General features: G+C 47.5%; 11 protein-coding genes and 1 tRNA gene. 11 read left to right on the top strand and 1 reads right to left on the bottom strand.

The features are described from left to right. Window positions 1-161: 161 nt before the first annotated feature. Window positions 162-1181, top strand: a complete 1020-nt coding sequence (locus HXT30_RS04735; RefSeq protein WP_116286104.1) for an Abi family protein — start codon at window positions 162-164, stop codon at window positions 1179-1181. Window positions 1182-1515: 334 nt separating this feature from the next. After that, a complete protein-coding gene (locus HXT30_RS04730) occupies window positions 1516-1806 on the top strand; it encodes a hypothetical protein (protein WP_422111417.1) in 291 nt (96 codons plus the stop codon). A 316-nt stretch (window positions 1807-2122) separates the two neighbouring features. Here HXT30_RS04730 and HXT30_RS04725 read toward each other — a convergent pair whose 3' ends face one another. Further along, window positions 2123-3064 carry an AEC family transporter gene (locus HXT30_RS04725; RefSeq protein ID WP_016636162.1) on the bottom strand — a complete coding sequence of 314 codons (942 nt, stop codon included), beginning with the start codon at window positions 3062-3064 and terminating at the stop codon, window positions 2123-2125. A 350-nt stretch (window positions 3065-3414) separates the two neighbouring features. Here HXT30_RS04725 and HXT30_RS04720 point away from each other — a divergent pair, with 350 nt between their 5' ends. The 9 genes from HXT30_RS04720 to nusG all read left to right on the top strand — a co-directional run bounded on the left by HXT30_RS04720 (window position 3415) and on the right by nusG (window position 13756). After that, the gene (locus tag HXT30_RS04720; protein WP_422111416.1) at window positions 3415-6807 is read left to right on the top strand and encodes an Rne/Rng family ribonuclease; all 3393 of its coding nucleotides are present in this window, start codon (window positions 3415-3417) and stop codon (window positions 6805-6807) included. 178 nt (window positions 6808-6985) lie between these two features. Further along, window positions 6986-7294, top strand: coding sequence for a 50S ribosomal protein L21 (rplU, locus tag HXT30_RS04715; RefSeq protein ID WP_004111933.1), 309 nt, complete (start codon window positions 6986-6988; stop codon window positions 7292-7294). Between the two features lie 33 nt (window positions 7295-7327). Further along, the gene (gene rpmA, locus HXT30_RS04710; RefSeq protein WP_004106248.1) at window positions 7328-7579 is read left to right on the top strand and encodes a 50S ribosomal protein L27; all 252 of its coding nucleotides are present in this window, start codon (window positions 7328-7330) and stop codon (window positions 7577-7579) included. A gap of 113 nt (window positions 7580-7692) precedes the next feature. Beyond that, entirely contained in the window at window positions 7693-9357 is a 1665-nt protein-coding gene (gene obgE / locus HXT30_RS04705) for a GTPase ObgE (RefSeq protein ID WP_102704902.1), read from the top strand. 10 nt (window positions 9358-9367) lie between these two features. Continuing rightward, complete coding sequence (gene proB, locus HXT30_RS04700; protein WP_415701696.1) at window positions 9368-10513, top strand: glutamate 5-kinase; 1146 nt, start codon at window positions 9368-9370, stop codon at window positions 10511-10513. A 620-nt stretch (window positions 10514-11133) separates the two neighbouring features. Continuing rightward, window positions 11134-12438 carry a pyridoxal phosphate-dependent aminotransferase gene (locus tag HXT30_RS04695; protein ID WP_422111415.1) on the top strand — a complete coding sequence of 435 codons (1305 nt, stop codon included), beginning with the start codon at window positions 11134-11136 and terminating at the stop codon, window positions 12436-12438. 135 nt (window positions 12439-12573) lie between these two features. Continuing rightward, window positions 12574-12649: transfer RNA gene (locus HXT30_RS04690), tRNA-Trp, on the top strand. A 38-nt stretch (window positions 12650-12687) separates the two neighbouring features. Beyond that, a complete protein-coding gene (gene secE, locus HXT30_RS04685; protein ID WP_004111941.1) occupies window positions 12688-12903 on the top strand; it encodes a preprotein translocase subunit SecE in 216 nt (71 codons plus the stop codon). Window positions 12904-12931: 28 nt separating this feature from the next. Next, window positions 12932-13756: a transcription termination/antitermination protein NusG gene (gene nusG, locus HXT30_RS04680; protein WP_422111414.1), complete on the top strand. Its 825-nt coding sequence runs from the start codon at window positions 12932-12934 to the stop codon at window positions 13754-13756. Window positions 13757-13780: the final 24 nt, after the last annotated feature.

The raw sequence follows: 13780 nt of genomic DNA, 5'->3' as shown, positions 1-13780 counted from the left end.
TTTTGCTTGTGATTCATGGATTTTGTGTTAAGCGCATAGAAATAAAGTAAACTAAATCAAACTGTACTCAAAGATGAATAAAGTCAGCGAATACTATTGATACAGTATTCGCAAAAATAAACGATATTTATCCATAGTTTGGAAAAAGGGAAGACATAGTAATGGATAATCAATGCGATTCGGATATAAAGGAAGCACGTGTAATTAATAAATTACCTGTAAAACTTTCGCTGATAGATCAGATAGAGCATCTTAAGAAGCAAGGTATAACGTTTATCAAACGATCTGAAGATTCTGCAATTTCCTACCTTTCAATTTGCTCATACTATTTTGAAACGTGCTCATATAAAAAATTGTTTAATAAGAGAGTTGGCGGATCTAGAAATGGTCAGTATATTGACTTGGACTTTGATCAATTATGTAAAATAGAACAGCTTAATGGTGTGTTTCAAAGACTTTTACTTCTAATAACTCTAGCTGTAGAGCATGAATCAAAAGTTAAGTTAATGAAAATATTTACTGAAAATTCTGGAGAAAATGGATATTCCATTGTTAAAGATTACATGTCTAGTCTTGACGATTATGACTGCAAAATACTACTTGCTGAATTAGAACGACTTAAAGGTGGAAAATATAGTAGAGAATCGGCAATAAAGTATGCAGATGGAATACCAATTTGGGTATTTGTAGAAAGTATTACATTCGGAACATTGCTGAGATTTTATCGTTTTTGCGCAAAACGATGGAAGAACAGAGAGATGCAGAAGGAACATCATTTATTATGCAGGGTAAAATCTGTTCGCAATGCTTGTGCTCATTCTAATTCAATATTAGATGGAATTACTGAAAAAAGTTCTGATGATGTTATTGTGCTTGAAGAAGTTAGTAAAGAGATTGAAGCTATAGGGTTTAAGAAGCGTGCTAGGCAATCAAATATGTGTAATGCGAAGATGAAAGAAATAGTGATATCGGCGTATATGTATAAAAAATTTATGTCTAGAGATTGTAAGTGTGAGGAATGCGTAAATAATGGGGAAAGCATTATTCTCTACATTGCAGGAGATTTTATAAACAAGGCAGATGAGTACATGAAAGAATATAGCAGGGTGAGTAAATTTAACTCCTCGCTTGCGTTTATTCGTACCATTATTGACAGTTGGGTATATGAAGGATACAATTAAGAATGCTTGAAAACCTTAGGGTTTTGGGGGGCGGAAGCGCGAGAGCGCATCTGCCCCGATTTTTTTTTGCAGCTTACTCAAAATCGCGTGATGCTCTTGCTTTCGTGAAAATCCAGCATATTTTTACCCTTGATTTGGTGAAAAATCAGCATATATTGACATTGATTTTCGTGAAATCTATATGACAAAACAGTAGTGTTTTCAACGGTTTTGATGAATTAATAAATACTTTCAATATGTCGCTTGTTTTTTTAACGCTTGAAAACAATGCAATACTTATAATTCATGCGAATCGGCTTACAAAAGGATTTTTACAAGAGATAAGGGATGCAAGATGAGTAGGAATACGTATACGGCAGAAAATGGATTCGTTATTACGGACGATATTGTTGACAAGTGGGCTGCAGAAGCGGAAGGCAATTTTTCTGGTGCTACTGTTACAGAGTTTGCTGGAAGAGCTTGGGAAGATGAGACTCAGCCATTGAAACCGCGTACTGTTAGGTTGAGTGATACTGTTTGGCATTTAATCGAGGCTGATGCTAAGCGTAGAAAGATGACTGTTAGTGCGTGGACTAGAAAAGCTATACTTAACGAATTGTCTAATGAGCTAGCATCGCAAAGGTAGCTGCGCGACGACCTGCCTTTTCGCTTAAAGCGTAGCGCGAAAAGGCAATTCGGAGCGCTGAGCAGCTCAAGGCAGAAGCACTGCTTCTGCGCGGCGAAGACGTTAGCGCGCTTAGACCGCGCTAACGGTTTTCCAATTCGGAGCGCTGAGCCGCTCAAACGTAAAGTCCAGTGGACTTTACGTGCGGCGAAGACGTGAGCGCAGCTAACCTGCGCGAACGACAAAAAACGCTGAAATCCAGTACAATCGCACTACAGTTTTGTGTGTTTGTGTAGTGTGTTTGTATCATAATCCGAGTTTGTTGCTTACGCCATAGTCACCCCAAAACTGCTGCGATTAGCGCAATAAAAATCGGACTTGTAGTGGTAGAAAACAGGATTCCGTCGCGCGCAAAACTCAAGCCAACATTGTATCTTGCAGCGTAATTGTATACGTTTTGGCCAGTCGGAAGAGCCGCCAGCACAACGCACGCGTAAAGAGTGGCGCCTCGAAAACCCATAACAAAATAAGCCAGCAAAAACGCAACAATTGGCATAATCAAGTTTTTTAGAATCGCAACTGTAGCAATCGCAGCTCGGTTAGAATCCTTTTGTAGCGGCTTGCTGCCGTAAAGCGACATTCCAAACGCCATCAAAATCATAGGAACCGCGGAATCGCCAATCATCTTGATTGGGTCATAAAGAAAATTCGGAACAGGGAAATAGCCAACTTTTGCAGAAATTGCCGAAATAATAATTCCTCCAAGCGATCCGATTAAAAGCGGCTGCTTAAGTGGCTGCTGAGCAATACGCTTAAGCGAGCACTTTCCAGTGGTTGTAACGTCTAAAACCGTTAGTCCAACAGGCGTAAAAACAGCTTGTTGCATAACTAAAATCGGGGCTACAAGCGCGGGATTTCCAAGAATATAGGTTGCAACGGGCAAGCCAATGTTGTTTGAGTTTAAGTAAAGCGAGTTAAGCGCGCCAATTGTGCAATCTGCCGCAGGAAGGTGGAAAAACAGGCGATTAAGCAGAATAAACGCAACGCCAACAATCATTGCGGAGAAAAACGCAACAAAAATTGACGAGTGGAAAATCTCAAAAATTGGCTCTTTTGCGAGGATTGCAAACATTAAACAAGGACTAGAAACAAAAAAGCTTACGCGATTAAGCACCATTTGTGCTTGCGATCCGCCGATGCGAAGACGCGCAGTTACGTAGCCAGCGGCAATCACGATACCGATTACGCAAAAGCCTTGCATAGCGCTGATTAAACCCATGTAAACGATTCTAGCGCTGATTTTTGCAAATGGGGTAATGTGTGGCTCCGCGCATACGCGATGATTTGCAGCGCGATGATTTGCAGCACAACGATTAGCAGTGCAACGATTCGCACGCGTATGTTGTTTGACGTTGCAATATGGCATACTAGAGAACGGTGGCGCTGCAAGCCGCCAAAGCATTCGACGGCGTCGATCCCCTCGCGCGTTTTATCGCATGATTTTTAATCGAGGCAGGTGTCCGCTGTCGCGCAGCTAGACTTTATTAACAGCCCGAGGGGTGGCTCGCACAAGCGTGCCCATTCCAGGCTAAGAGCGCGAGACGATTGCAGCGTTTCGCTAGGAGCATTGTGCCCAGAGTAACGCGAGAAAGCTTCAACGTATTTGAAGCAGACGATAATAAAAAAGATAAAAATGAAAATGCTAATTCTAGTGCTAGCGAGAATGCTGGTGCTAATGCTAGCGTAAATCCTAATGTTAGCGTAAATCCTAATGCTACTTCCGCTAGAGTTGGCGGCGTTGTTAATGTTGTTTCGGGCTCTAAAGATGCTGCTAACGGAGTTCGTCGCAGGCGCGCTGGAAGGCGTGTTGTTAGAGTTGCAGGAGCTGCTGGCGAATCGATGAAGTTGCACGTTGAAGGCGGAGATAATCAGGATTTGCGCAATGGCGTAGCGGCGACGGATTCTGCTCCTTTTGTTGCGGATTCTGCTGCAGATAGTTCTTATGCACAGCAGCAATCTCAAGCGCATTTGCGACCAATAACATCGCTTTTATTCCAAGAGCCAGTTTTGCCTCAGCGCGAGCATTCTGCTGAAAGCCGCGAGACGGATTCGGATTACGAAGATTCAAGCAGTAGTAAGCGCGATTCGCGCAGCCGTCGTGATTCTCGTGATTCTCGTGATTCTCGTGATTCGCGCAGCAAAGACGAGAGTAGGCGAAATAGCCGAGAGTCACGCAATAATCGCAAGTCAACAGACAACAGTTTAGACTTTAGCGAATCACTTGAAAACAAAGACGATTTTAGTGAAGACACAAATCACAATTCTAAAAAATCGCGTAAAACTCGCTCGAACAAGTCTTATGCCAAAGCTAAAAGCGGCCGCGAAACTTTTGACGATAATTATGATTTGCAAGACGACGATACGCAATTGATTCGCGTGCGTTCTAGAGTAAATCGCGACGAGAAAAACGCGCAAATTGAGCGAGATAAAAATGCGAATCAAGATGAATCGCAAGCAAGTGAGCGCGGCGAGTATGGAAGCCAAAACGCCCGAAAATCGCGCAAAAATCGCAGACTTAATGCTGCAGAGCGCAGAGCTGCTGCCGAGGTTGAGCAAATCGAAGAAGACCTTGAATACGACGATATAACTTACGCGCCAATAGAAAATCGTAAAGCTGGAAAAGCCTCTAGAAGACTTGACTATAGCGATTTTGAGGATGATTTTAGTGGAGATTTTGCACGAAATCGCGTTGATAACTTTGATAGCGTTGAAGATGCTTATAGCGCAGATAGCGCAGATAGCGCAGATTCAAATGAAGTCTACGCAAAAGAATCCGATTTGCAAGACGACGAGGATGGCGTTGTAACAAGGCGCAGGCGTCGCAGGCGCTCCTCTAGAGTAGATAGGGCAGATAGAGCAGATAATGCCAATAAATCTGCCGAATCCGAAGAATCTTCTTCCTTTAATTCAACGTCTAGCAAGTACAGCGTAGACGAAATTGAGGTTTCTCAAGAAGACCGCGATTTGATTCCAGACCCAGAAGAATTGCGATCTCAAGACGAAGAAGTTTACACGCGTAGGCGAAGGCGTCGCAGATCCAAGATTGCAGATGACTCAAGCACGAGTGAATCGCGATTTGACTCTGCAGAGACGGATTCGCAAAGTCGAAGGTCTAGAAAACAGCAATATATTGACGAAATCACAGATATTGAAGGCTCCACAAGGCTGGAAGCCAAAAAGCAGCGCCGCCGCGATAATCGCAGAGAGCGCAACCGCCAGAACTTGCTTATGGAGCAAGACTTTTTGGCAAGGCGAGAAAACGTTGACAGACTTATGGTTGTGCGCGAACGCGATCGTCACACGCAAATATCTGTAATCGAAGACAACATTCTTGTAGAGCATTACGTTTCCGACATTCAAGAAGTTGCAACCGTTGGAAACATCTACCTTGGCCGCGTGCAAAACGTGCTGCCAAGCATGGAGGCTGCGTTCGTAGACATTGGTCAAGCTAGAAACGGCGTGCTTTACGCTGGCGAAGTCAACTGGGATACAACCAGGCTAGAAGGTCAGCCGCGAAGAATGGAACTTGCGTTTAAGGCGGGAGACCCTGTTTTAGTGCAGGTTACTAAGGACCCTATAGGCCATAAGGGTGCGCGACTAACATCGCAAGTAACGCTTGCTGGAAGGTTCTTGGTGTTGGTGCCGTCTGGAGCGATGACGGGCGTAAGTCGCAAGCTATCCGACCGCGAGCGCAGCCGACTTCGTGCAATCGTAAGCAAAATCGCGCCTAAAGACATGGGCATAATCATTAGAACTGCTGCCGATGGTGCTAGTGAAGATGCGATTGAAAAAGACCTTGAGTCGCTTGTAAAACAGTGGGATCGCATAGAAGCAAAGCGTCAGGAATTCTTGCACGGAAAGCGTCCAAAGCTGCTGCAAGGCGAGCCAGACGTGGCGATTCGCGTTGTTCGAGACATTTTTAACGACGACTTCCAAAAGATGATTGTGGAAGGCAAGGGCGCGTACGACCGCATTTGCGAATACTTGGAGATGATGGCGCCTGATTTGCAAAGCAAGATTGAGTACTGGGATCCTGCAGAGCATGAAGGTAAAGACGTGTTTGACAAGTGGCAAATCGATAGCCAGCTTAGAAAAGGCATGGAGCGCCAGGTTTATCTTCCTGCAGGCGGGTCGATTGTTATTGACCGAACGGAAGCAATGACAACGATTGACGTGAACACGGGTCGTTTTATTGGCCGCGGAAAGTCTTTGGAAGAGACTGTGACTCGTTGCAATTTGGAAGCTTCCGAAGAGATTGCGCGCCAGCTGCGACTTCGCGATATTGGCGGTATGGTTATGATCGACTACGTAGACATGGTTATGCCAGCAAACCGCGATCTTGTTTTGCGTAGGCTTGTTGAGTGTCTTGCGCGCGACCGCACAAAGCATCAAGTTGCGGAGGTTACGTCTCTTGGTCTTGTGCAAATGACGCGTAAACGAGTTGGGCAGGGGCTTGTTGAAGCGTTTTCGGAGGAGTGCCCAACGTGCAAAGGCCGCGGGTTTATTCTTCACGACGAGCCGACTGTGTCTTCGGAATACGCCGATCCGTACGCGCTTAAGGGCGGAGATCCGTTTATTAAGACCAATAAGCACGGCCACGGAAGCCTTGCGGACACTGCGCCTACAGTTAAGCAGGAGTCTAGTGCGGATGTTCGCGCTAAGTTGGCTAAGATTGCGGCGGCTGCGGCGTCTTCGGCGTTCTTTGAGGAGTCTTTGCGCAGAAGTTTGGACGGCGGTAAGGATGATGCGGATTCTGCGGATAGCGATGATTCTGCGGATGTTGCGGATGATGCGATTAGTGAGGATGCTGCGAATGCGGCGTTTGCTGGCGATTTTTCAGTAGATGAGCCAGTAGATAAGCCAGCGGAAGAGTCGCAAGCAACCGTTGAATCGCAAGAAGCAACAGACGAATCGCAAGAAAAAGACGAGTCGCAAGAAAAAACAGACGAATCAGAAAACTAAAAACGCCCAAAGTATAAGGCTTGAGTACAATAGTTTCTACTGTTTAGCTCGACTTTATAGATTAGCTCTTGACGTTAGTACAGGGGTAGGTGTATTTTTGATAGTCGGTGTCTTGCCGCATGTTCAATGCTGCGTGCGAGGCAAAAGTAAAGCTTTCAATTTAGCTAAGGAACGAATTATGTACGCGATTGTGAAGGCCGGTGGCCATCAAGAGAAGGTTGAGGTTGGAGACGCCATCCTCGTAAACCGTCTCGATGCAAAGAAGGGCGATACCGTGGAATTCCCGGTCGCGCTCGTTGTTGACGGTGCTAAGGTGACCTTAAGCGCTAAGGATCTTGCAAAGATCACAGTTAAGGCAGAAGTTCTTAACGACGAAGCTAAGGGTCCAAAGATTAGCATTATGAAGTATAAGAACAAGACTGGCGTGGCTCGCCGCAAGGGTCATCGTCAGAAGTTGACTCTCGTCAAGATCACGGCCATCGCCTGATTGACGGTGTTATAAACCTGAAAGGACAGCAAGATGGCACATAAGAAGGGTGCGTCCAGCTCGCGCAACGGTCGCGACTCACAGGCGCAATATCTTGGCGTTAAGAAGTTCGGTGGAGAAGCTGTTGTGGCTGGAAACATTATTGTTCGCCAGCGCGGCACCAAGTTCCATGCAGGACAGAACGTTGCTTTGGGCAAGGATCACACGCTGTATGCTTTGGTAGACGGCAATGTGAAGTTTGGCATTCGTCGCGATCGCAAGGTTGTAGACGTAGTTACCGCCTGAGTAACTCATTAATCTTCTAGCCGCACCCCGTTCGGTGCGGCTTTTTTGTTTGTTAGCGCGCGAATTCATAGGGCAAATTTGGCGAGTATTGAGCATCAAGTAAGGTAAAAGTTATGAGCGATTTTGTAGATCGAGTAACAGTACACGTTAAAGGCGGCGACGGCGGCAACGGATCCGCAGGCGTGCGTAGAGAAAAATACAAGCCACTTGCAGGGCCAAATGGCGGCAATGGCGGCAATGGCGGAAGCGTTATATTCGTAGCCGATCGCAATGCAAATAGCTTGCTTGATTACCGATTTATGCCTCATCGCGTAGCGCAAAACGGCACAATGGGCTTAGGAGATACAAAAGACGGCTCCAAAGGAGAAGACCTTATACTTCCAGTGCCAGTTGGAACCGTGATTTTTGAGGCGAAGGGCGCATCGGGCGCGCAAAAAAAGCCAGGCAACGTTTTGGCGGATTTGCAACACGTAGGAGACACGTTCGTAGTCGCAGCAGGAGGTGCTGGCGGCCTTGGAAACGCAGCTCTTGCAAACAAGGTGCGTCGCGCTCCAGGATTTGCGCTGCTTGGCGAGCCTGGCGAAGAGCGAGACGTAATCCTAGAGCTAAAGTCAATCGCAGACGTGGCGCTAGTTGGATTCCCATCTGCAGGAAAGTCAAGTCTTGTAGCATCAATCAGTGCTGCAAAGCCAAAAATCGCAGATTACCCGTTTACAACTCTTGTTCCAAATCTTGGTGTAGTCAGCTTTGGCGAATACCGCTACACAATCGCAGACGTGCCAGGATTGATTCCAGGTGCTTCCGAAGGAAAAGGACTTGGTCTAGAATTTTTGCGTCACATTGAGCGCACGGAAATAATCGCCCACGTAATCGACTGTGCAACGCTAGAGCCAAATCGCGACCCAATCAGCGATTATAAGGCTTTGGAACACGAGCTTTCGCAATACGCAAACAAGCTTGATTTGCCGCTTGGAGCGATTCCAATTCCCGAGCGTCCGCGAATTATTGTGCTCAACAAGATTGATGTGCCAGAAGCAAAAGAGTTGGCAGAATTTGTGCGAAGCGACTTTGAAAAAATGGGCATGCCAGTTTTTGAGATTTCTACTGCTTCTCACGAAGGCTTGAAAGAGCTTGGTTTTGCGCTTGGAAAGATGGTGGCTAGTATGCGCGAAAAGCTTGCCGAGCAAGAGGCTGCGCGAGAAGAAGAACGCGTTGTTATTCAGCCGCTTGAGCAGCCAGCATTACGACGCCGCAGAGATGATGGACGCGGAAGTGCTAGCGACTTTACAATCGAGCGCGAAGAAGACAAAAATGGCGACTTTTGGTTTACTGTTACGGGTGCTAAGCCAGAGCGTTGGGTTGTGCAAACAAACTTCGACAACGACGAGGCAGTGGGCTATTTGGCGGATCGCTTAGCGAAGCTTGGCGTAGAAGACGAGTTGCGCAAGAAGGGCGCGCGACCAGGAGACGAGATTAGGATTGGCCGCGGAAACCGCATGGTTTGCTTCGACTGGGATCCAAGCATTGCAGCAGGCGCGGAAGGTTTGGATGGCGCAAGCCTTGGTGCGCGCGGAAAAGACTTGCGACTTGAGGCAAATGACCCGCGTGGCGCAAGGCGCACTAATGCGGAGCGCCGCCGCGACTACCACACAATGATGGATGCAAAGAGTGCCGTGCGAGACGCTATGATGGCGGAACGCAAGCAAGGGCATTGGGCAGATCCATCGGTAGATGACGATAAACACGATGAGCAGAGCCTATTTGGGCGTGGAGAGTAATTGATTAATAATGGTTAATAAAGCAATTGAGCCTACCGAAAACGGGGTTCGGCGTTCAATTAGCAATGCGCGCACAATAGTCGTAAAAGTGGGGTCTAGCTCGCTAACTTCGCAAAATGGTCACTTAGATGTGCAAAAGTTGCGCTCGCTAGTAGATGCCATTAGTCGCACGCAAATTAACGGCGCGCATGTTGTGCTTGTGTCTTCTGGCGCAATCGCAGCAGGATTTGGGCTGCTCGGCTTTGATTCTAGGCCAAAAGACGTTCCAACGCAGCAAGCTACGGCTTCGGTTGGTCAGGGTTTGCTTATGGCGCAATACGAGCAAGCATTTGCAAAATATGGTCTAAAAGTAGGGCAAATGCTGCTAACGGCAGACGTTACTATAAGTCCGTCTCGCTATCGCAATGCTCAACGCACAATGCTTAGGCTGCTGGAATTAGGTGTTGTGCCAATCGTAAACGAAAACGATGCTTTGTCTAGTAACGAAATACGTTTTGGAGATAACGATAGGCTGGCGGCGCTTGTTGCAAACATTGTTCGCGCAGATGCGCTGGTTCTTTTAACAGACGTAGACGCGCTTTACACGGCTCCGCCCAGTGAGCCAGGTGCTAAGCGAATTGGCTTTGTTGCAGATGTTACGCGCGCGCTAGACGATATTAAAGTTGGCGAAAGCGGATCGGGCGTTGGCACAGGCGGAATGGTAACCAAGATGGATGCGGCGCATATTGCTGCTGTTTCTGGAATCCCAACGCTTTTGACGTGTGCTAGTAACGCGGAGAGTGCGCTAGCTGGCGATTCTGTTGGAACCGTTTTTGCGCCACTAAACTCGCGCGCGTCTTCTAGAAGACTTTGGATTGGTTTTGCGTCTAATCCGCATGGCGCGATTATTGTAGATTCTGGTGCTGCTGCAGCCGTTTGCGCAGGGCGAGCAAGCCTGTTGGCTGCTGGAATCGTAGGGGTTACTGGCGATTTTTGTGCGAGCGACCCAGTGTGGATTGATGATGAGCATGGAAACCACTTAGCCAAAGGACTAGTTGCATTTGATTCAGACGAGATACCGCAGGTAATGGGGCTTACAACGGATGACTTAGAGGCCACTTTGGGGCGGCAATACGCGCATCCTGTGGTTCATCGCGATAATCTTGTGCTTTTATAGCATTTTCGTGTTTCCTACTTAACGTTGTGCGATTTTCCTATTTAGCGTTGCTGAGGGCTGGGTGTTTCTACGCTCGCGCGTTACATCGCGCTCACTCCTTCGCCGCATGTAAAGTCCACTGGACTTTACATTTAAGCGGCTCAGCGAATCGAGGTGACTTCTCGCGCATTATGCAGCTCGAAGTCGTCGATTCGCACAACGCTCCGCCTATTACGTGTGGTTTGTTGTTGCGGTTGTTCCGATTTGGCTTTGATTTTGTTTTTGGTTTAAGTTTGTTTGTAGGCGTGTATCATTGGATTGTTTGGTATCGGCTGCCGCTCTTATACTGTTCGACCAAGAATCACCCAGCCCTCTTACGAGTCTGAACAATTGCGTATTGCTTAAACACCGAGATTCTCGATTTTTCGCATTGAATGAGATTTATCGCTCGCGCGGATTAGCCGCGCTCACGTCTTCGCCGCGCAGAAGCAGTGCTTCTGCTTTAAGCGGCTCAGCGAATCGAGGTGACTTCTCGCGCATTATGCAGCTCGAAGTCGTCGATTCGCCGCAAAAAATCTCGAATCTCTACCCAATTTATGCGCAAACGCGGGAAATAACGTGTAATGGCTAAACTGTAGAGTATGGCAGAAAATATCGCAGCAAATATGGCAGCAAATGCATCGCAAATCGCAGAAGGCTCATCGCAAATCGCAGCAAATACATCAAACTCCCAATGGTGCTCTATGAGCAATCGCATTAACAAAGTGGCACCGAGTGCAACGCTTGCTGTAGATGGCAAAGCAAAAGCGATGAAAGCCGCAGGAATCGACGTTATTAGCTTCGGCGCAGGTGAACCTGATTTTCCAACGCCGCTCTACATTGTGGAAGCCGCAGCAGCCGCATGCAAAGACCCAAAAAACTACAAGTACACGGCTACGGCTGGCCTTCCAGAGCTGCGCGAGGCGATTGCGCGCAAAGTTAAGCGCGATTCTGGCTACGATGTTTCTCCAAATCAAGTTGTTGTAACGAATGGCGGCAAACAGGCTGTTTACGAAGCATGCCAGATTTTGCTAAACGATGGCGACGAAGTTATAATCCCAGCGCCATATTGGACAAGCTACCCAGAGGCGGTAAAACTTGCAGGCGGCGTGCCAGTGGCGGTTATGTCTGGCGCGGATCGCGGTTTTGAGCCAGATATTGATGCGATTGAGGCGGCTCGCACACCGCGCACGCGTGCGATTATTGTAACTTCGCCTTCTAATCCAACAGGCGCTATTTGGAGCGCGCAAACGATTCGCGCGATTGGCGAATGGGCTGTAAAACACCACATTTGGGTGCTTTCCGACGAAATCTACGAGCATTTGCATTACGATGGCGTAAAAACTTCGTACATTGGCGTGGAAGTGCCAGAAGTGCGCGATCAGCTTCTTGTTTTGAATGGCGTTGCAAAAACGTACGCAATGCCAGGTTGGCGTGTTGGATGGATGGTTGCGCCACTTGAGGTCGCAAAAGCCGCGGTTAAGCTTCAAAGCCACATGACGTCTAACGTTTCTAATATTTCGCAGCGCGCAGCTCTTGCAGCAGTTGGCGGGCCATTAGATGAAGTTGCAAAAATGCGTGATTCCTTCGACGCTCGTCGCAAGGCGATTGTGCAAGCGCTGAACAGCATGGAAGGCGTAACTTGCCCTCTTTCGCACGGAGCTTTCTACGCGTTTGCAAACGTTGAGGCGCTGCTTGAGCGCCCACTTGGCAAGGATTCTAAGATTCCAGGCACATCGTCTGTGTTCGCACAAATGCTTCTTGACGAAGCGCATGTTGCTGCTGTTCCTGGCGAGGCTTTTGGCGCGCCTGGTTACTTGCGATTCTCGTGCGCTTTGGCGGATAGTCAGCTTGCTGAGGGCATGAGGCGCATGAAGCAGTGGATTGAAAGCGGCAGCGCGCTTTAAAGTCGGAAGCTTCCGCGCATTTAGCGACACTCGCTAATCATAATAAAACCCCTTAAATCTTGCCCTTCCGCTATCATGAATATTCGGCGGTTTTGCCAAGTCAATCTTTTTAAGGTATGATTAGCAAGTTCACCTAGGGATGTGGCGCAATTGGTAGCGCAACGGTCTCCAAAACCGTAGGTTGTGGGTTCGAGTCCCGCCGTCCCTGCCAGTTTTATTGTTAACAATTTTCAAACGAAGGATTCAAGCATGGCCAAGGCAAAAGAGAAGAAGCCAAATTTGTTCATGCGTATTGGCATGTTCATTAAGCAAACTATTGACGAAACGCGCAAAGTCGTAGCTCCACACGGAAAAGAGTTGTTTGCTTGGTCTGCTTCCGTGTTTATTTTTGTTATTTTCTTGATGGTTTTTGTCACTGTTATGGACTTCGGTTTAGGCAAGTCCGTTATGTGGCTGTTTGGCTGATTTAAACGAATTTTGAGGGTGTGCAAATATGACTGACGAGTTGAATCTCGAAAATGTTGAGTCTGTAGAGAATTTTGCTGATTTAGATGCAGCTTCTGTTGCAGATGCGCCTGAGCAGGCTGAATCTACGGTTGCTGGCGATTCTCCAGTGGAAAATAGCGCTGATTCTGCCGACAATTCTGCTGATTCTGCCGATTCTGCTGATTCTGCCGATTCTGCAGACGTAAATCCTACAGACGCTGGCGCCGCCGCAGTCGCCGAGTTTTCCAAGACTTTGCGAACTCTTGAAGGCAAGTGGTACGTTCTTCACACCTACTCTGGCTACGAGAAGCGCGTTAAAACTAACGTTGAATCTCGCGTTCAAAGCTTTGGTTTGGAAGACAAGATTTTCCAGATTGAAGTGCCAATGGAAGAGGTTGAAAAGCACACAGACAAGGGCAAGAAGGTTATTACGCGCGTGCGCGTTCCAGGATATGTGCTTATTCGCATGTGGCCAGACGAGAATGCTCGCCGCATTGTGCGCGAGACCGAAGGTGTTACTGGTTTTGTTGGCCCGTCTAAGGAGCCAGCGCCTCTTAGCCGCAAGGAAGTTATTGATATGATGGCTCCTATGATTGCGTCTGAGGCGTTGAAGAAGGCTGGAGATAAGCCAGCAGCAGCTCGTAAGCGTACTGTTGAGGTTGCTTACAAGGTTGGAGATCAAGTTACAGTTACCGACGGCCCATTTGCAACTATGGCTGCCGTTGTTTCGGACGTAGATCCTACAACGCAAAAGCTTACGGTTCTTGTTTCTATCTTTGGCAGAGAGACTCCTGTGGAGCTTGGCTTTGACCAGGTAGAGCCTATTGTTTGATAGCTATTTCTTTGATAGCTGTTG

This window comes from Gardnerella sp. DNF00571G (assembly GCF_049262695.1).
Lineage (GTDB): Bacteria > Actinomycetota > Actinomycetes > Actinomycetales > Bifidobacteriaceae > Bifidobacterium > Bifidobacterium piotii.
The sequence above is the reverse complement of the archived record's forward strand: the minus strand, read 5'-3'. Positions and strand labels throughout refer to the sequence as shown.

What these genes read in the sequence shown, in the direction of transcription:
- HXT30_RS04735 (WP_116286104.1), top strand. Translation starts at nt 162, where the DNA reads ATGGATAATCAATGCGATTCGGATATAAAGGAAGCACGTGTAATTAAT.
- HXT30_RS04730 (WP_422111417.1), top strand. Translation starts at nt 1,516, where the DNA reads ATGAGTAGGAATACGTATACGGCAGAAAATGGATTCGTTATTACGGAC.
- HXT30_RS04725 (WP_016636162.1), bottom strand. Translation starts at nt 3,064, where the DNA reads ATGGGTTTAATCAGCGCTATGCAAGGCTTTTGCGTAATCGGTATCGTG.
- rplU (WP_004111933.1), top strand. Translation starts at nt 6,986, where the DNA reads ATGTACGCGATTGTGAAGGCCGGTGGCCATCAAGAGAAGGTTGAGGTT.
- rpmA (WP_004106248.1), top strand. Translation starts at nt 7,328, where the DNA reads ATGGCACATAAGAAGGGTGCGTCCAGCTCGCGCAACGGTCGCGACTCA.
- obgE (WP_102704902.1), top strand. Translation starts at nt 7,693, where the DNA reads ATGAGCGATTTTGTAGATCGAGTAACAGTACACGTTAAAGGCGGCGAC.
- proB (WP_415701696.1), top strand. Translation starts at nt 9,368, where the DNA reads ATGGTTAATAAAGCAATTGAGCCTACCGAAAACGGGGTTCGGCGTTCA.
- HXT30_RS04695 (WP_422111415.1), top strand. Translation starts at nt 11,134, where the DNA reads ATGGCAGAAAATATCGCAGCAAATATGGCAGCAAATGCATCGCAAATC.
- secE (WP_004111941.1), top strand. Translation starts at nt 12,688, where the DNA reads ATGGCCAAGGCAAAAGAGAAGAAGCCAAATTTGTTCATGCGTATTGGC.
- nusG (WP_422111414.1), top strand. Translation starts at nt 12,932, where the DNA reads ATGACTGACGAGTTGAATCTCGAAAATGTTGAGTCTGTAGAGAATTTT.